Origin of the sequence: Pseudomonas sp. S12(2018) (genome assembly GCF_024355235.1) — a bacterium.
In the GTDB taxonomy this organism is placed as follows: Bacteria; Pseudomonadota; Gammaproteobacteria; order Pseudomonadales; family Pseudomonadaceae; genus Aquipseudomonas; species Aquipseudomonas palmensis.
On record NZ_QLAD01000003.1, the window covers coordinates 547,982 to 566,302 of the forward strand.

General features: G+C 69.2%; 6 protein-coding genes. 5 read left to right on the forward strand and 1 reads right to left on the reverse strand.

Annotated features, from left to right (window positions below; all coding sequences use genetic code 11):
* Positions 1-69: 69 nt before the first annotated feature.
* Positions 70-12,702 carry a filamentous hemagglutinin family protein gene (locus tag DN388_RS09685; RefSeq protein WP_254999217.1) on the forward strand — a complete coding sequence of 4,211 codons (12,633 nt, stop codon included), beginning with the start codon at positions 70-72 and terminating at the stop codon, positions 12,700-12,702.
* A 48-nt stretch (positions 12,703-12,750) separates the two neighbouring features.
* Here DN388_RS09685 and DN388_RS09690 read toward each other — a convergent pair whose 3' ends face one another.
* The gene (locus DN388_RS09690) at positions 12,751-13,248 is read right to left on the reverse strand and encodes an Lrp/AsnC family transcriptional regulator (protein ID WP_058541157.1); all 498 of its coding nucleotides are present in this window, start codon (positions 13,246-13,248) and stop codon (positions 12,751-12,753) included.
* Positions 13,249-13,383: 135 nt separating this feature from the next.
* Between DN388_RS09690 and DN388_RS09695 the strand changes: the two genes are divergently transcribed.
* The 4 genes from DN388_RS09695 (at position 13,384) to DN388_RS09710 (ending at position 18,318) form a co-directional block, all read left to right on the forward strand.
* A complete protein-coding gene (locus tag DN388_RS09695) occupies positions 13,384-14,010 on the forward strand; it encodes a LysE family translocator (RefSeq protein WP_254999227.1) in 627 nt (208 codons plus the stop codon).
* A gap of 228 nt (positions 14,011-14,238) precedes the next feature.
* Positions 14,239-14,856 carry a transposase gene (locus DN388_RS09700; protein ID WP_173925066.1) on the forward strand — a complete coding sequence of 206 codons (618 nt, stop codon included), beginning with the start codon at positions 14,239-14,241 and terminating at the stop codon, positions 14,854-14,856.
* Between the two features lie 87 nt (positions 14,857-14,943).
* Positions 14,944-16,482 carry a ShlB/FhaC/HecB family hemolysin secretion/activation protein gene (locus tag DN388_RS09705; protein WP_088515468.1) on the forward strand — a complete coding sequence of 513 codons (1,539 nt, stop codon included), beginning with the start codon at positions 14,944-14,946 and terminating at the stop codon, positions 16,480-16,482.
* 30 nt (positions 16,483-16,512) lie between these two features.
* Entirely contained in the window at positions 16,513-18,318 is a 1,806-nt protein-coding gene (locus DN388_RS09710) for a DUF2341 domain-containing protein (RefSeq protein ID WP_054916079.1), read from the forward strand.
* The last annotated feature ends 3 nt before the right edge of the window (positions 18,319-18,321 follow it).

Here is an 18,321-nt window from a genome sequence, read left to right on the forward strand (position 1 = left end):
CATAGGTCACCGGCCGCACTGGCGTGTGGCACCCCATTACCGCGATGGACCAGAAAAGGATTGATTGCAATGCGCCTTGGCACTGCTGCTTCGCCCTCCCACCGTACCCACCGTCAGGCCGATATGCCCCTGCTGCGGCTCAAGCCGCTGGCCCAGGTGATTGCGCTGCTGGCCCTGGCCGGCAGCGTGCAGGCGGCGCCTGCGGCGTTCAGTTCGGCCTGGTTCGCGGCCAAGGGCAGCGCGCCGCAGGCCGGCGGTACGGGCGGGCAGGGCGGTGCGGTGCAGTTGCCGGGGCTGCCACCGCCGCTGGCCCAGCAGCAGCGTGCCAATGCCCAGTTGCAGCGTTCGCTGCAAAACCTCAACAACACCGTGGCCGCCATCGCCGCGCAACAGGCTGCCCAGGCGGCCGGCCGCGCCGCCGCGCTGGCGGCGCCCTCGAGCATCCACAACGGCCTGGGCGGCAATGGCCTGAACCCGCTGCTCGATGCCAATGGCAAGCCGTTGTTCACCAACGCCGAGGCTCCGGTACAGACGCAGAAGGGCGGCACCACCCAGGTGACGATCAAGCAGACCGCCGACAAGGCGATTCTCAACTGGGAAACCTTCAACGTCGGCCGCGACACCCAGCTGACCTTCCAGCAGGACGCCAACTGGGCACTGCTCAACCGCGTCGGCAACAGCGTGGCGCCCAGCCAGATCCAGGGCACGATCAAGGCCGACGGTACGCTGATGATCGTCAACCGCAATGGCATCGTGTTCAGCGGCAGCAGCCAGATCAACGTGCGCAACCTGACGGCGGCCGCCGCCACCATCAGCGACCAGCAGTTCACCGAGCGCGGCCTGTACGTGGACAGCCTGGGCAGCCAGCCGACCTTCACCGATGCCGCCGGCAAGGTCATGGTCGAGCGCGGCGCGCTGATCCAGACCCACGCCCCGGCCAGCTCCACCCAGGGCGGTGGCTACACCCTGCTGCTGGGCCACGAGGTGGAGAACGCCGGCCAGTTGATCAACGCCAAGGGCCAGGCGACCCTGGCGGCGGGCGATACCTTCTACATCCGCAAGGGCGTCGGCACGGCGGGCAACCCGTACTCCACCACCCGCGGCAACGAGGTAGCCACCACCCTGAAGGCCGGCAGCACGGCCGGCACGGTGAGCAACAGCGGGCTGATCCAGGCCAGCCAGGGCGACATCACCCTGACCGGGCATCAGGTGCGCCAGCAGGGCGTGGCCGTGGCCACCAGCTCGATCGACAACCGCGGCACCATCCACCTGCTCAACGCGGCCAGCGACCCCACCGGCAACGTGACCCTGGCCGCCGGCAGCACCACTGCCATCGTCATCGACGCCAACCCCGGCAGCGCACTGGACAGCCAGCGCGAGGCGGTGCGCAAGGACCTGGGCGGGCAGGTCAACCAGCGCAACGGCGCGTTCGACAACCTCAGCGCGGTGGCCGATGACCGCAGCCTGTCGCGGGTGGAGATCGTCAGTGGCGGCACGGTGGACTTCCAGGGCGGCTCGCTGACCCTGGCCACCGGCGGCCAGGTGGCGGTGAGTGCCGGCCAGCGCAGCCTGCTGCGCGACGGCGCGGTGCTGGACGTGGCGGGCGCTGTCGGGGTCAAGCTGGCCATGGACAGCAACAGCATCAAGGTCAACATCCAGGGCAACGAGCAGCGCGACGCGGCGGGCAACCGCGACAGCGGCGCGCTCAACAGCACCGATGTGTGGGTCGACATCCGCGAGCTGGTGCACGTGGCCGCCGGCACCAACGGCTACGAGGGCGAGCGCTGGTACACCGCCGGCGGCCTGCTGGAAGTGGGCGGCTACCTCGGCACGCGCAGCCACGGGCTGGGCGAGTGGCTGGCCCAGGGCGGCACGGTGAGCTTCACCGGGGGCGACCTGGTGACCCAGGCCGGCTCGCTGGTCAACCTCTCGGGCGGCACGCTGGACGTGGCCACCGGCTACCTCAGGCAAACCTGGCTCAAGGGCGCCGACGGGCGCCTGTACAACCTCTCGCGTGCCCCTGGCGATGTGCTGTACCAGGGCGTGTACAAGGGCTACGAGCAGCACAGCGCACGCTGGGGCCAGACCCGCTACTTCTACAGCCCGCTGATCGCCCCGCGCGAGCGCCTGGAGAACGGCTACACCGTTGGCCGCGATGCCGGGCGGCTGGTGGTCGGCACCGCCAATGCGCAGCTGGGCGGTGAGATCCTGGGCGAAACCTTCAAGGGCGACCACCAGCTGCAGGCCCCCCAGACCGGCCTCGACGGCTACCGGCAAAGCCAGCTGAGCCAGGCCCGCGGCGCACAGCTGATCGTTGGCGACTACCGGCCCACCGCCACGGGCAGCGTGCTCAACGCCGGCGCGGGCAACCTGCACCAGGTGGTGATCGGCTCGCAGGTGCAGGGCGGCTCACTGACCCTCGACGCCCCGGTCGAGGCCGAGCGCGAAGGCATCCTGCGCCTGGAGGCCGAGCGCCTGCGCGAGCTTGGCGGCCTGCAGGTGGCCGCGTATGAGGGCATCCGCCTGGAGCAGGCGCTGAACCTGGCCGACGGCGCCGGCCTGAGCCTGCTGGCGCCACAGGTGCAGATAAACGCCGACCTGGTCAGCCACGGCGGCGACCTGCTGCTGGGCAACCTGCAACGCGGCTCGGACAGCCTGCGGGTCGGCAATGCCGGCCTGGCCGCGCGTATCGAGGTGGCCGACGGGGTTCGCGTGGAGGCCAGCGGCCGGCGCCAGGACGGCGTCAATGCGCAGCCCGCCGACCTGTCGGCCTGGCTGGACGGCGGTTCGCTGGCCCTGCGTGGCACCGGCGACATTCGCCTGGGCCAGGGCAGTGTGCTGAGTGTGGAAAGCGGCGCGGCGCGCACCCCCGACGGCAACTGGCGCGGAGGTGCCGGTGGCGACCTGAGCCTGGCCAGCCTGACCTCGGGCGGGGCCGGTGGGCAGTTGCTGCTGGGCGGCGAGCTGCGCGGGTACGGCACCACGGGTGCCGGCACGCTGGCCCTGCGCGGCGACACCGTGAGCATCGGCGCCGATACCCCGGCGGCCAGCCTGAACCTGGGCAGCGATTTCTTCGCCAAGGGCTTTGCCCGCTACGAGGTGGTGGGCAACCAGCGCCTGGAGGTGGCGGCCGACAGCCAGGTGCAGGTGACGCGGCCGGTGTATCGCCTGCGTGGCGATGCCCGTTCGGCGGCCGAGGCGCTGGAGCTGTGGACGCCACCGCAGTACCTGGAGAACGCCGCCAAGGGCGTCCTGACCCAGCGCGCCGGTGCCAGCCTGCTGCTGCAGGCGGGCAGCGAGTTGGACCAGTCGGCCCAGCAGGTGGCGTCACGCTGGCTGCAGGTAGCCAGCGGCAGCCGTATCCAGGTCGATGACGGGCAATCCATCACGTTGCGCAGCCCCGGTGGCCTGCAGGTTAACGGCAGCCTGGTGGCACACGGCGGGCAGATCACCCTGGCTGACACTGTTGTGCAGGAGGCCTTGACCAGTGCGGTGCGGTTCGAGCCGCATCAACGGGCGATCCGGGTCGGCGCCGGGGCGCTGCTCGACGTATCGGCCCGTGCCGTCACCGCCGTGGACGCGCGTGGCGAGCGCTATGGCGAACTGCGCCAGGGCGGCAGTATCGTCATCGGCAGCACCTTCGACCCCAACCTGGGTGGCGCGCTGGCCCCCGACCTGTTCGTGGTGGTCGAGCGCGGCGCTGTACTGGATGCGTCCGGCAGCCAGATGAGCGTCGATGTACCCGGGGTTGGCGCGACTCGGCTGGCCAGCCAGGGCGGCAGCATCAGCCTGAGTTCGATCAATGGCCTGTACGTGGACGGCGAGCTGCGTGCAGCGGCGGGTGGCGCTGGCGTGGCGGGCGGCAGCCTGACCCTTGCGCTGGAGAGCGGTACCTACCCGATCACCCCGGCCTATGCCGAGGCCATCCGCCAGCGCGAGCTGCGTATCAGCCCGCGCGGGGAAGCCTTCGCCAACCAGGCCGGTAAGCTGGAACAAGGCCATGGCCACCTCAGCGTGGCCCAGGTGGCGCAGGGCGGGTTCGATGCACTGACGCTGTTCAGCCGCGGCGTGATCAGCTTTACCGACGACGTGACGCTGCAACCGGCGCGCAGCCTGCACCTGTATGCCGGTGCACTGGGGCTGGCCGAAGGGGCTCGCGCCGATACCCGGGTGCGCCTGTCGGCTGCGCATGTGCGTCTGGCCGGGTACACCAGCCTGCCGCCGGCCGGGCCGGGCCTCACCAACAATCAAATCGGTATCGCGCTTTCGTCGCAAGCCGATCAGGCCATGCTGCAGGTGGATGCGGCGCTGATCGACGTACGCAATACCCTGAAGTTCGGCACGGGGGTGAGTGAAGCGCTGAGCATCGATCGACGCGGCTTCCATCAGGTCAGCCTGAACAGCAGCGGCGATCTGCGCCTGCTCAAGACACTGGGCGGTAACGACACGCGGCTGGTGGCGCCGGGCACGCTGACCCTGAGCGCGGCGCAGATCTACCCTGGCACCAATGCCGTGGCAGTGATCAAGGCCGAGCATGTGAAGATTGCGCGCAGCAGCGCGGCCACGCCTGCCCAGCCCTATTCGCTGTTTGGCGCGCTGTCGATACAGGCCGACACCATCGACCAGCAGGGCGTGCTGCGCGCGCCCCTCGGCGCCCTGGTACTGGGCACCGCCAGCACCCGCGAAGTGACCCTGCGCCCTGGCAGCCTGACTTCGGTCAGTGCCGCCGGCCTGGTGATGCCTTATGGCGGCACCGTAGATGGCCTGGTGTACAACTTCGCCGGCCAGTCGCTGAACAGCACGGTGCTGGGCCAGAGCCTGCCCAACGGCTGGCTCAACGTGACCCTGGGCGGTGGCAGCATCGCGGTCCAACCCGGTGCGGTAATCGACCTGTCCGGCGGTGGCGATGTGCGCGGCGCCGGCTTCATCTCCGGGCGCGGCGGCTCCACCGATGCCCGCTATCACCCGCTGGTGCGCAACAACCCCGATGGCAGCTTCAGCCTGCCGGGCCTGGCGGACAACCCGGTGTACGCCATCGTGCCCGGTGTGCAGGCCAGCGTGGCGCCCGAAGCGGTGGCGGGCGAGCCATCGGGTTCGATGCCGTTGGTGGGCCAGCAGATCACCCTGGACGCCGGGATCCCAGGCCTGCCCGCCGGCACCTACACCTTGCTGCCGGCCAGTTATGCGCTGTTGCCGGGGGCCTACCGTGTCGAGGTCAACGGCCAGGCCAGCGTCGGCGCGCCGCAGGCAGGTGCCACGGCGCTGCGCAATGGCTCATGGGGCCTGACCGGCAAGCGCTCGATCGCCGGCAGCGGGCTGGGCGATGCCCTGTCGCAGCACCTGATACTGACCGGTGCCGACACCTTGCGTCGGTACTCGCAGTACAACGAAACCAGTTTCAGCCAGTTCCTGCTCAACGATGCCGCACGCCTGGGTATCCCGCGTGCCGCGCTGCCCATCGATGCCAAGGGCCTGACCCTGGACCTGGGCCATAACGACACCACGCGGCCCGGCTTCAGCATGCAGGGCGTGCTGTTGAACAAACCGGCGGACAAGGGCCACGGCAGCATCGCCACGGTGCTGTTCGGCGACACCCTGGTGATCCACGGCGACAACGCGCCCGCCACACCGGGTGCCGGCGAAACCGCCATTGCCGCGTCGCAGCTCAACGCCCTGGGTGCCAGCAGCCTGCGCATCGGCCATGCCGGGCAGCGGGTGTACGGGCAGGGTGGCAACCAGCTGCTGTTCGGTGATGCCAGGGGCACCAGCATCGTGCTCAAGGGTGGCGCGCACCTGAAGGCCGCCGAAGTGCTGATGGTTACCGGGCGCATCGCCGGCGCCATCAACATAGAGCAAGGCGCGAGCATCGATACGCTCGGGCAGGGCGCACCCGCCTACGACAGCCGCGACGGCTACCTCTACAACCCGCACAACAGCAGCCTGCTGATCGTGTCCAATGGCTGGGTCGACGTGCTGGCGCCGCAAGCGCCCAGCGGGACGATCACCGGGCCGGGCAGCATCCTGATCGGCGGCTGCCTGACGCGGTGCAGCGGCCAGACCGAGCTGTATTCCGAAGGCACCATTGCCGCCGCCACCAACAACCGCTTCAGCCTCGACGACCAGGTGCGCTTCGGCACCCGCAACCTGACCCTGGCGGTGGGCGCGATCAACGTCGGCAGTGCGCAAAGCCTGGCCGCTGCCGCTGCGGCGGGCTACCTGCCCAGCGGCCTGACCCTCAACCAGCAGGTGCTCGACCGCCTGCTGCAGGGCGATACCCGCCGTGGCGCGCCAGCCCTGGAAACCTTGACGCTGACCGTGCAGGACAGCCTCAACTTCTTCGGCACCACCGCGCTCGACACCCTCGACCCGGCGACCGGCAAGTCGCGCCTGAGCAACCTGGTGCTGGGCACCCCGGCGATCTACGGGCATGGCGCGGCCACTGACGTGGCCAGCATTCGTACCGGCAACCTGATCTGGAGTGGCGCCACCCAGGCCGCGCCGGCCCTACTCGGCAACGGTGCCGGCACCGGCAGCGGGCGGCTGCAGATCGAAGCCCGGCGCATCGAACTGGGGTATGGCCCGCAGGCGCAGAGCAGCAGCCAGCCGGCGTTCGAGCGCCTGGCGCTGGGCTTCAGCGACGTGGCGCTGCTGGCCAGCGAACGCCTGACTGCCAACCACCGCGGCAGCCTGTCGGTGTATCAGTCACGCGGCGAGTATGTGACCGGCGAAGGCTACCGCTACAGCGGCGGCAACCTGCTGGTGCGCACCCCGCTGGTGACCGGCGAAGCCGGCTCGGTCAACCAGGTGCGCGTCGGCGGTGCCCTGCAGATGCTCGCGGGGGCGGCGCCGAGCACCGCCGACGCGCAGCTCAAGGCCGGGGCGCTGGGCGCCGAATGGTCGTTCAGCGCGCAGCGCATCGACCTCGACACCCGCGTGGCACTGCCCAGCGGCAAGCTGACCCTCGACAGCCAGGGCGACCTGCGCCTGGGCCAGGCGGCGCAACTGGACCTGGCCGGGCGCAAGGTCAGCCTCAACGACCTGGACAAGTACAGCTGGGGCGGCGACGTGATCCTGCGCAGCCAGCACGGCAACATCCACCAGGCGGCCGGCTCGATCATCGACCTGCACGCCGAACACAACCAGGCCGGCAGCCTGGAGGTGGTGGCGCTGGACGCCAGTGCCGGCCAGGTCGACCTGCAAGGCCGCCTCCTGGGCGCAAGCTCCGGCCACTACGATGCCGGGGGCACCCAGGTGCCCTACGCGGGTGCGGGTTTCACCCTGCGTGCCCAGGGGCTGGCCGGTGACCTGAGCAGTGCCTTCGCCACGCTCAACCAGCGCCTGAACGACGGCGGCGTGCATGGCAGCCGGCGCTTCCAGTTCAAGCAGGGCGACCTGCAGATCGGCAACGGGGTGCGCGCCAACCAGGTGCAGGTGTCGCTGGACAACGGCCATCTGCGTGTCAACGGCCTGATCGATGCCAGCGGCGAGCGTGTCGGCAGCATTCGCCTGGCCGCCGGCAATGGCCTGACCCTGGCCCAGGGCGCGGTGCTCGATGCACATGGCAGCGTGCTGCGCGTGGACAGCTACGGCAAGATCATCGACAGCCCCAACCGGGCTACCGTGGAGCTGAATGCCGGTGCCGGGCAGCTGACCCTGGCGCGTGGCGTGCGTATCGACCTGCGCCATGGCACCGACGCACCACTGGGCGGCGGCGCCGGCCAGCACGATGGCCGCGAGCGCGGCACCCTCGCGCTGTATGCGCCGCGGCTGCGGGCCGACGACCCGACCCATGGCGACATCGCCATCGACGCCTCGCAGGCGCTGTCGATTCTTGGTGCGCAGCGCATCGACCTGTTCGCCATGGCGCGCGATCATGCGGCCCCGCAGGGCGTCGACCCGCATGTCAGCGGCAAGCCCTATGTCCAGATCGACCAGGCCTACCTCGACGCACGCCACGCACAAAGCGTGCAGTTCATCGACAGCGCCCTGGCCAACACGGCGCTGGTCAACGGCAAGCTCGCCGGCCTGGTCAAGGGTTACGCCCAGCAGTTCCACCTGCGCCCGGGGCTTGAAGTGATCACCGACGGCGACCTGGTGGTCAGCGGCGACCTCGACCTGTCGCGCTACCGCTATGCCAGCCTCAACCCCAACGTGCACAAGACCGGCGCGGTGTACGGTTCGGGCGAGGCCGGCAGCCTGAGCCTGCGTGCCGGTGGCGACGTGGAGGTGCTGGGCAGCATCAACGACGGCTTCGCGCCGCCACCCGAGACCCAGGACGACGGCGGCTGGGTGCTGCTGGAAGGGCGCCTGGCCTATGGTGCCCAGGTGGTGGTGCCCAACGGTGGGGTCGAGCTGCACGAGGGCACCGGTTTTCTGGCCGGCCAGGTGCTCAACTACGACCTGCCGATACAGGCGCGCGTGCTGGCCTCGGGCGCTGTGCTGCCAGTGCGTGCAACCCTTTCGGCCGCGATCGAGCTGCCGGCTGGCACCGTGCTCTCGGCGGCGCTCTACAACGCCGACGGCAGCCAGGCACTGGCGGCGGGCACCCGCCTGGAGGCCCCGCTGCGCCTGGAAGCGGGCATGCAACTGGGTGCCGGCACGCGGCTGGTGGTCAACACGCCCGTCACGGCCATGACCTGGCCAAAAGGCGTGGCACTGCCGTCCGATCCGGGCCACCTGCTGAACGGTGGCGCCGATGACCTGGTGCTGCTGGCGGGCAACCTGGTGCTGCAACGCGGCGCGATCATTCCGCCGCGCACCGATATCAAGCTGGGGGGCGTGGGCTCGGTGGCGCTGCGCAGCGAGGGCAAGGGCACCAACTGGGCGGTCGCCAGCATGCTGCCGGCCGGTTCGCAGTCGTGGAACCTGCGCGTGGTGGCCGGTGCCGATACCACGGCGGCCGACCCGCGCCTGGCCGACCCGAACGCCAGCGGGCGCCTGCGCCTGGCCGACCACCACGTGGGCATGCTGGCGGTAGGCGCCAGTGCCGGCTGGGTGTGGACCCAGGAAGGCATCGACGGGTTTGGTGTGGACGCCAGGCCCGGCGACCCGATCGACTTCGATGCCATCGGCTACCCCACGCTGTGCGACGAGTTCCCCACCTGGTGCGCCCGGGCACCGGCTGCCGGCGGCGGCCTGGTGTGGACCCAGGAAGGCATCGACGGCTTTGGCGTGGACGCCAGGCCCGGTGACCTGATCGATTTCGACGCCATCGGCTACCCCACGCTGTGCGACGAGTTCCCCACCTGGTGCGCCCGGGCACCGGCCGCCGGCGGTGGCCTGGCCTGGACCCAGGAAGGCATCGACGGGTTTGGCGCAGATGCCAGGCCGGGCGATCTGATCGACTTCGATGCGATTGGCTACCCCACCCTGTGCGATGAGTTCCCCACCTGGTGCGTGATGACCGCGCCAGGCAACACCGAGCACGACACGGTGCCCGGCGGCGCCTCGCGTTACAGCGTGCTGCGTACCGGTACCGGTGACCTGGACCTGATCGCCGCCGGCAACCTGGACATGACCACGCTGTTCGGCGTGTACACCGCCGGTACGGCGACCCCGGTGCCCGCCGCCTATCAACTGGCACGCGGGCAGGCCAATGACGGGCAGGTGCTGCCGGAGTTTCTCGGCGGCTACGAGGCGCTGGTCGATGGCGGCGCGCAGAGCCTGTACCAGGCCTGGTACCCGGAGCAGGGCGGCAACCTGCTGTTGACGGTGGGGGGCAACCTGACGGGCAACTCCCTCAGCCGCGAATATGGCAGCCTGACCCGCCTGGCCTACCAGTTGCCCACTGCACAGGTCGGCAACTGGCTGTGGCGCCAGGGCAGTGGCAACGCGCTGGCGGCAGACGAGCAGATACCCACGGCCTGGTGGATCAACTTCGGCACCTATGTGCGCTACCAGCGCAACAGTGTGGTGGCCGGCTTCACCGGCTTCGGCACCCTGGGCGGGGGCAACCTCGATGTCACGGTGGGCGGGCAGGCCGGTACCCTCGATGTGATCGGCAATACCGCTGACCAGTACCGCACGCAGTGGGACGACAGCGCACGTACCCAGGCCCTGCAGCTGGCAGTGGGCAGCACCGGCCGCGTGGGCCGCGATGGCAGCCTGACGCTGGGCGGTGGCGGCGACCTGAACCTGAAGGTCGGCGGCGCCGTCAACCCCACCCAGGCGGCCCTGGGGCGTGGCGACAACGCCGATGTACTGGGCGTGGCCGCCCATGACCTGCAGGGTACCCTGGTCAACCTGCGCGGCAACCTGCAGGTGTCGGCAGCGGCCCTGGGCGGTATCGACCGTGCCTACGGCGCGCTCGGGATACAGCAGGACAGCCACGAGACCCGCGCCTACGACCCGTTCCAGGCCACCCTGGCCAGCGCCAAAGGCGGCCTGGTGGTGGTGCCCGGCGACGCCACGGTGCAACTGAGCACCCGGGGCGACCTGGTGTTGGGGGCGGCGGCCGACCCGGGCCGTGTGCCCACGCTCAACACCACGCCGTTCGGAACGGCGGCGGGGGGCGGCAACAGCTGGTTCAGCCTGTGGACGGCGAACACCGCCATCGACCTGTTCTCGGCGGGCGGTGACCTGACCCCCAGCACCCAACTGATCGAATTGACCCAGCCGGTCAGCGGTGATGCGCTGTCCGGCCTGGATACCTCGCCCACCGACGGGCGCTTTGTCTACCCGTCGATCCTGCGTGCGGTGGCGGCCTCCGGCAACCTGTACTACGGGAACTCCGCGCAGTACCGGGAGAAGAACCGGCTGCAGGGCGCGAGTGGCTACTCGTTGCTGCTGGCACCTTCGGCCAATGCCCAGTTGCAGCTGGTGGCGCAGGGTTCGATCTACGCCGGTGGCTATGCGATCAACCAGTCCGGCGCCGCACCGTCGGCCCTGGCCACGCCGTTCAACCCGGGTTTCATCGGCAGCTACAATGGCCACAGCGTCAGCAACCAGAGGCCAGACGGGATTGCGGCAGACCTGGAAGCGGGTCGCTTCCCGCTGTTCGCCTTTGGCAGCACCAGCACCGCCAATGCCTACGGGCAGTTGCAGCCGGCGCGCATCTACGCCGTGAGCGGCGACCTGGTGGGGGTGCGCTCGGGCGAGGTCCTGAACTTCGGCAATGCGCGCAATGGGGCCGTCTGGTACGAGGGCGCCGCACCGGTGTGGATGATGGCGGGGCGCGACATCGTGTACAGCGGTACCGGCCTTGGCGAGACCACCTACGTGCCGGCGATGATGTCGGACATCGTCGGTGCGCTGGCGCTGTCCAGCGGCAACCTGTTCGTGCACAACCACGCCACCGATCATTCGCAGGTGGTGGCTGGGCGCGACATCCTGTTCAGTGGCCTGAACGTGGCCGGCCCCGGCACGCTCACCGTCAGTGCCGGGCGTGACCTGCGCCAGGAGGACCGCGCGGCCATCACCAGCCTGGGCGCCATCGTCACCGGCGACAACCGCCCCGGCGCAAGCCTGGTGTTGCAGGCCGGCGTGGGCGCCCAGGGGCCAGGGTATGCGCGCTTTGCCGAGCTGTACCTGAACCCGGCCAACCTTGCCGACAGCAACCAGAGCCTGGCGGCGCAGCCGGGCAAGGTGGCCAAGACCTACGCCGAGGAGTTGCGTCAATGGCTGGCCGAGCGCTACGCCTTCGAGGGCGATGCGGCCCAGGCGCGGGCGCGGTTCGCCAGCCTGCCGGCGACCGAGCAGGCGGTGTTTGCGCGCCAGGTGTACTTTGCCGAGCTGCGTGCCGGCGGCCTGGAGTACAACACCGTGGGTGGGCCGCGCCAGGGCAGCTACCTGCGCGGGCGCAATGCGATCGCGGCGCTGTTCCCCGAGCAGGACGTGGCCGGCAACCCGATCCGCTACGACGGCGACATCCTGATGTTCGGCGGGGCCGGGGTACGTACCCAGGTGGGGGGCGCGATCCAGATGCTCACCCCCGGTGGCCAGCAGGTGTTCGGCGTGGAGGGCGAGGCGCCGCCGGCCGGCGCCGGGGTGATCACCCAGGGCAACGGCGATATCCAGCTGTACGCGCGCGGCAGCATCCTGCTGGGGCAGAGCCGCATCATGACCACCTTTGGCGGGTCGATTCTGGGCTGGTCGGCCGAGGGCGACATCAACGCCGGGCGTGGTTCCAAGACCACGGTGGTCTACACCCCGCCGCGCCGGCTGTACGACACCTGGGGCAACAGCAGCCTGTCGCCCACGGTGCCGAGTACCGGTGCGGGTATCGCCACCCTGGCGCCGGTGGTGGAAGTGCCGCCGGGGGACATCGACCTGATTGCGCCGCTGGGCACCATCGATGCGGGGGAGGCGGGCATCCGGGTGTCGGGCAACGTCAACATTGCCGCGTTGCAGGTGGTGAACGCGGCCAACATCCAGGTGCAGGGTGATGCCAAGGGCATGCCGGTGGTGGCGGCGGTGAACACCGGCGCGATCTCGTCGGCGAGTGCGGCGGCGTCGTCGGCGACCCAGGCCGCCGAAGATGCGGTGCGCCAGCAGCAGGCCGCGGCCCGCCAGCGTCAGCCGTCGGTGATCACCGTGCAGGTGCTGGGGTTTGGTACCGAGCGCCTGGTGCCGGGCAAGGAGGGCGCGAGCCTGGGGCCGCAGTACAACCCGCAGAGCCCGGTGCAGGTGCTGGGGGCCGGGGCGCTGGATGAGCAGGCGCGGGGGCGGTTGACGGAGGAGGAGCGCGGGAATCTGGTGCTGTAGGGTTGCCAGGTTCGGTTCGGGGCGGGTGGGCCGGTCGTTGCTACCCGCTTACCGCCCCAGGTGCCCCAGCGGCAGCGCCCCCTGCGGCTTGATCGTCTTGATTGCGAAGTTGCTGCGGATATCCCGGATCCCCGGCAGCTTGAGCAGCGTGTCGGTCAGGAACCGCTCATAGCCGCGCAGATCCGGCACCACCACATGCAACAGGAAATCCGACTCGCCCGACACCAGAAAGGCGCTGACCACCTCGGGCAGGGCCAGCACGGCCAGGCGGAAGTTTTCCGCTTCGACCTCATGGTGCCGCTCGACCTTCACCCCCACGAACACCGTCAACCCCAGGCCGACTGCCTCGGCTTCGAGGCTGGCATGGTAGCCGCGGATCACCCCGGCTTCTTCCAGCAGCCTCACCCGTCGCAGGCACGGCGAAGCCGACAGCCCGATCTCTTCAGCCAGTTGCACGTTGGTGAGGCGCCCGTCGCGCTGCAGTGCGCCAAGGATGCGTTGGTCGTAACCGTCCAGCTTGGGGTAGGTTGGGTCGTGGTTTGGCATAAGTGGCCTGTGTCTAGGTATTAAATTGGTACATCCTGCCAATAATAGCCCCGTTGCGGGCGCATAACGCAAGCACCTGCCTCTACCTTCCGGCATAGAATTTTCACTCTGTTGCCCCAGCCTGAGGTCGTTGAAATGGACGAAAAACTGCTCTACCTGACTGCCCTGACGATGATCTACCTGATGCCGGGCCCGGACATGATCCTGCTGCTGCAGACCGGTGCGCGCCAGGGGCGCCGCGCGGCGCTGGCGACCGTGCTGGGGCTGGCGGTTGCCCGGGCGTGCCACGTGACCCTGGCCGCCGTCGGGCTGGCGACGCTGTTCAAGGTACTGCCCTGGACGTTCGAGGTGGTCAAGTACACCGGGGCGGCCTACCTGCTGTGGCTGGGGGTGAAGATGTTCAGGCCCGTGGCGGGTTCCGTGCAGGGCCCGGGGGGTGCAGCGGTGCGGGGCACGTGGAGGGCGGCGATGGCGCAGGGCTTTCTGACCAACCTGCTCAACCCCAAGGCCTTGCTGTTCTGCTCGGTGCTGTTGCCGCAGTTCATCCACCCCGCACAGGGGGCGGTGGGTGAGCAGTTCGCGCTGCTGGGGCTGGTGCTGGTGGTGATGGGGATGATGTTCGATGGGGTGTATGCACTGGCCGGCGGGTGGGTCGGGCGCCAACTGGAGCAGCGCGCGCTGGCGCAGAAGGTTCAGCAGTGGGTGTTTGGTGGGCTGCTGGTGGGGTTTGCGGTTCGGTTGGTCTGGGTGCAGCAGGGGTGAGGGGCGGGCGGTTGGGGCGGGCCCGGCAGGCGCCAGTCGATGAAGTTGTGGCGCTCTTCAAATCGAGCGCCGCCCGCGCGGCGCACGACCCTGAGGGCGCTGGATAGCCCAGGCCCTGCATCTCTCTTCATGAAGCTTTGGTGACAAAAGTTCGGTAGCAAAGCGCCACCCCCGTCATGGGTATGTGCAGTCACTGCGCAGCCGCACAGGGACGAAGGGAGTGGAGCGATGGGAACCATGGAACGCTACGCAAAAGTCGGAATGCAGGAACTCGATCAACGCCTGGCGAAGATCGTCGAAGCCGCGCGCAAGCAACCGGTGTCGGTGTACCGCTACGGCGCACCCTGGGTGTGGATCGTGTCCCAGGACGACTGGCAAAGCGCGCTCAAGGAAGTCTCCAGCTGCATCCCGCCAGGCCATTCGCTGGTGATGCTCAAGCCCAGGGTCGAGGAACTGCTGGCCGCCCACGCCCAGGAGCTGGCCGACCTGGCCCGGCGCAACGCGATGAGCATCGCCCCGCACACCCTGATGCACCTGCTGCTGTTGCAGCTGCTGTATTCGGTCCCCAGCGAAAAACAACTCTACGAACAGCTCAACTACAACCTGCTGTTCCGCTGGTTCGTGGGCCTGGAACTCAAGTCGCGGGTGTGGAGCTTCAACCTGTTCAGCCACGACCTCAACGCACTGCTGGCCTGCCAGCAGGCCACGCGCCTGCTGCAGTCGATCGTCAACGAGGTGTGCAACGCGGGCCTGGCGCAGATGCCCGAGTTCAGCCTCAACCTGGCCCAGCTGCACAGCTGGCTGGCCCGCCACGCCGGTCACGGCGGCGCAGACAACCATTCATAAGACACGGCCCTGGGCCAGACGGATTTCCTTGAACGAGGGGGCGGTGTGGAGCATTTGTTTTTCAACGGGTGGCGAGCCGGCGCAGTGATGCTGCTGGCCCTGGGAACCCACCACGCAAGCGCCGAACAGGCCGAGCGTCGCGTCGATATCAACGAGTACGTGGTGCGCGGCAACACGGTGCTCGACGCCCGCGCCATCGAGGAGGCGGTGTACCCCTACCTCGGCCCGCAGAAGACCCTGGTGGATCTGGAAGGCGCCCGCGAGGCCCTGCAGAAACGCTATCAGGCGCTGGGCTATCAGTCGGTGTTCGTCGAGCTGCCCGAGCAGCAGGTCGAAGGCGGCGTGGTGTACCTGCAGGTCAGCGAAACCAGGGTCGGCCGGGTACGAGTGGTCGGCGCCAGGCATTACTCGCCCGTGGAGATCCGCGAGCAGGTGCCGGCCCTGAGCGAGGGCCAGGTGCCGGACTTTGCCAAGGTCCAGGGCGAACTGGCCGCACTCAACCGCGGCCCCGGGCGCCAGGTGATGCCACTGGTGCGCGAAGGCCAGCGCCCCGGCACCCTGGACGTCGACCTGCAGGTCGAAGACAAGCAGCCCTGGCACGCCAGCATCGGCCTGAACAACGACTACAGCGCCGACACCAGAAAGCTGCGCAGCGTGGCCACCGTGGGCTACAACAACCTCTGGCAACTGGGTCACAGCGTGTCGCTGACCTGGTTCACCGCCCCCCAGGACACCGACAACGCGCAGGTGTGGTCCGGTTCATACAGCGCGCCCCTGAACCCGCGCTGGACCCTGCAGGCCAGCGGCTACAAGTCCGACAGCAGCGTGGCCACCGTGGGCGGCAGCAACGTGCTGGGCAAGGGTCATTCCTACGGGCTGTCGGCGATCTACTCACTGGTGCCAGACGGCAACTGGGCCAACTCGTTTTCCGTGGGCATCGACTTCAAGGACTTCGACGAGCAGGTCGAACTGGGCGGCGAGCGCGATACCGTGCCGCTCAAGTACGCACCGATCACCCTGGCCTACAACGGCTTTCGCTACACCGAAGCCTCGCAGCTGGGGCTGGGCCTGAGCCTGGTGGCCGGCACACGCCGGCTGTTCGGCTACGGCAGCGACGACGAGGCCTTCGACTACAAGCGCTACCGCGCCGACTCCAGTTTCGCCGCGCTCAAGGGCGATGCGAACTACACGTTCACGTTTGCCGGCGACTGGCAGAGCGCAACCAAGCTGGGCTTTCAACTGGCCTCCGGGGCCCTGGTGTCCAACGAACAGTTCGCTGCCGGCGGCGCCACCTCGGTGCGCGGCTACCTGGCCGCCGAACGCACCGGCGACGACGGCCTGCTGTTCTCCCAGGAACTGCGCACGCCCTCGCTGGGCCGCTACGTGGGCAGCTACATCAGCGACTGGCGTTTCTATGTGTTCGCCGAAGGCGCGCAGCTGTCGCTGCAGGACCCGCTGCCCGAGCAGGACGACCACTTCAGCCTGGCCAGCGTCGGCCTGGGCACCCGCGCCACCCTCAACGACTGGCTGTCCGGCAGCCTGGACTGGGGCCTGCCGCTCAAGGACGGCGCGAACACCGAGAAAAACCACTCGCGTCTGCACTTCAGCGTACAGGCAACCTTCTGACCCCATCGGCATCGACCCTGGAGACATTCCATGCAACGCCTCATCTTGACCCTGCTCATTTGCCTGGGCTTTGCCCTGCCGGGCAGCGCCAGTGCCTGGTGGCAGGACGACTGGCAGTTCCGCAAGCAGATTTCCGTCGACACCACGCCCCAGGGCGCGGCGCTGACCCAGTCGCTGGGCCGCACGGCACTGCTGGTACGCCTGCACACCGGCAATTTCAGCTTTGACGGGGTCAATGAAAACGGCGCGGACATCCGCTTCGTGGCCAGCGACGACAAGACCGTGCTCAACCACCAGATCGAAAGCTTCGACCCGCTGATGGGCATGGCGCTGATCTGGGTCGACGTGCCGGACGTGCAGGGCGGCCAGCGCCAGGACCTGTGGATGTACTACGGCAACCCCAAGGCGCAGCCGGCCAATGCGCAACCGGCCTTCGATGCCGACTACACCCTGCTGATGCACTTCGACGGCGCCGCACCGCGTGACGCCAGCCCCTACGGCAACCAGGCCCAGGGCAGTGCGGCGAGCATCGAGGGCATCATTGGTCGCGCCATCCAGTTCAACGGCCAGCCGCTGCTGCTGGCACCCAGCCCGTCGCTGCAACTGCCGGCTGGCGCCGCCTTCACCTTCAGCGCCTGGGTACGCCAGGACCAACTGCTGGGCGATCAGTTGCTGCTGGCCCGTCATGAAGGCGAAAACCGCCTGCTGCTGGGTGTGAGCCAGGGCCTGCCGTTCGTCGAGGTCAACGGCCTGCGCAGCGCTGCCGGCCAGGTGCTCGATGCCGGCCAGTGGCAACACCTGGCGCTGGTGGGCGAGGGCGGTACGCTCAGCCTGCTGGTGGACGGGCGCCAGGTCGCCAGCCTGACCGCGGCGGTGCCGGCGTTCAATTCGACCCTGGCCATCGGCGCCGACCTGCCGCCGGCCGAGGGTCAGCCGGCCGGCGCCTATGTGCCGTTCGTGGGGGCGATGGACGAGCTGCGCCTGTCGCGCATCGCCCGCGCCGTGCCGGTGCTGCAGGCCGACGCGCTGGCCCAGGGCGCCGAGTCGCGCCTGGTGGTGTACGGGGTGGATGAAGAGCAGTCCGGTTTCGGTTTCGGCAGCCTGGGCTTTCTGCTCAAGGCGGTGCCGCTGGACGCCTGGATCATCATCGCGGTGCTGGTGCTGATGATGGTGCAGTCGTGGGTGATCATGCTGCGCAAGAACCGCACCCTCAACCACGTCAGCCAGGCCAACCGGCTGTTTCGCGAGCAGTTCGCCAATATCGGCACGCGCCTTGAGATGTTCGCCGACGACACCGCCCTGGGCGAGCGCCTGACGCATTCGTCGCTGTGGCGCCTGTACCTGGTGGCGGTCAAGGAGATCCGTACCCGCCGCGCCCAGGGCTTCGACACCTCGGCGGTGTCGGCGGCCACCATCGAGGCCATTCGCTGTTCGATGGACGGGGTGCGCACCCGCGAGAACCAGGCGCTGGGCTCGAAGCTGTCGAGCCTGTCCAACGCGATTGCCGGCGGCCCTTACATCGGCCTGCTGGGCACCGTGCTGGGGATCATGGTGGTGTTCCTGGGCACCGCGATGGCCGGTGACGTGAACATCAACGCCATCGCCCCCGGCATGGCCGCGGCGTTGCTGGCCACCGCCATGGGCCTGTTCGTCGCGATCCCCGCGCTGTTTGGCTACAACCGCCTGATCACCCGCAACAAGGAGGTCAGCGCCGACATGCGCGTGTTCGTCGACGAGTTCATCACGCGCCTGGCCGAGCTGCATGGCGAAGGCCAGGCCGGCGAGGCCAGCCACCGGCGTGCTGCCCACGCTGCCCACCCGTCCGTACCGGCCTGAGGA

Bases quoted from the DNA above. Each gene is read 5' to 3' on its own strand.
- DN388_RS09700 (WP_173925066.1), top strand. From the start codon at position 14,239: ATGGGAACCATGGAACGCTACGCAAAAGTCGGAATGCAGGAACTCGAT.
- DN388_RS09695 (WP_254999227.1), top strand. From the start codon at position 13,384: ATGGACGAAAAACTGCTCTACCTGACTGCCCTGACGATGATCTACCTG.
- DN388_RS09685 (WP_254999217.1), top strand. From the start codon at position 70: ATGCGCCTTGGCACTGCTGCTTCGCCCTCCCACCGTACCCACCGTCAG.
- DN388_RS09710 (WP_054916079.1), top strand. From the start codon at position 16,513: ATGCAACGCCTCATCTTGACCCTGCTCATTTGCCTGGGCTTTGCCCTG.
- DN388_RS09690 (WP_058541157.1), bottom strand. From the start codon at position 13,248: ATGCCAAACCACGACCCAACCTACCCCAAGCTGGACGGTTACGACCAA.
- DN388_RS09705 (WP_088515468.1), top strand. From the start codon at position 14,944: ATGCTGCTGGCCCTGGGAACCCACCACGCAAGCGCCGAACAGGCCGAG.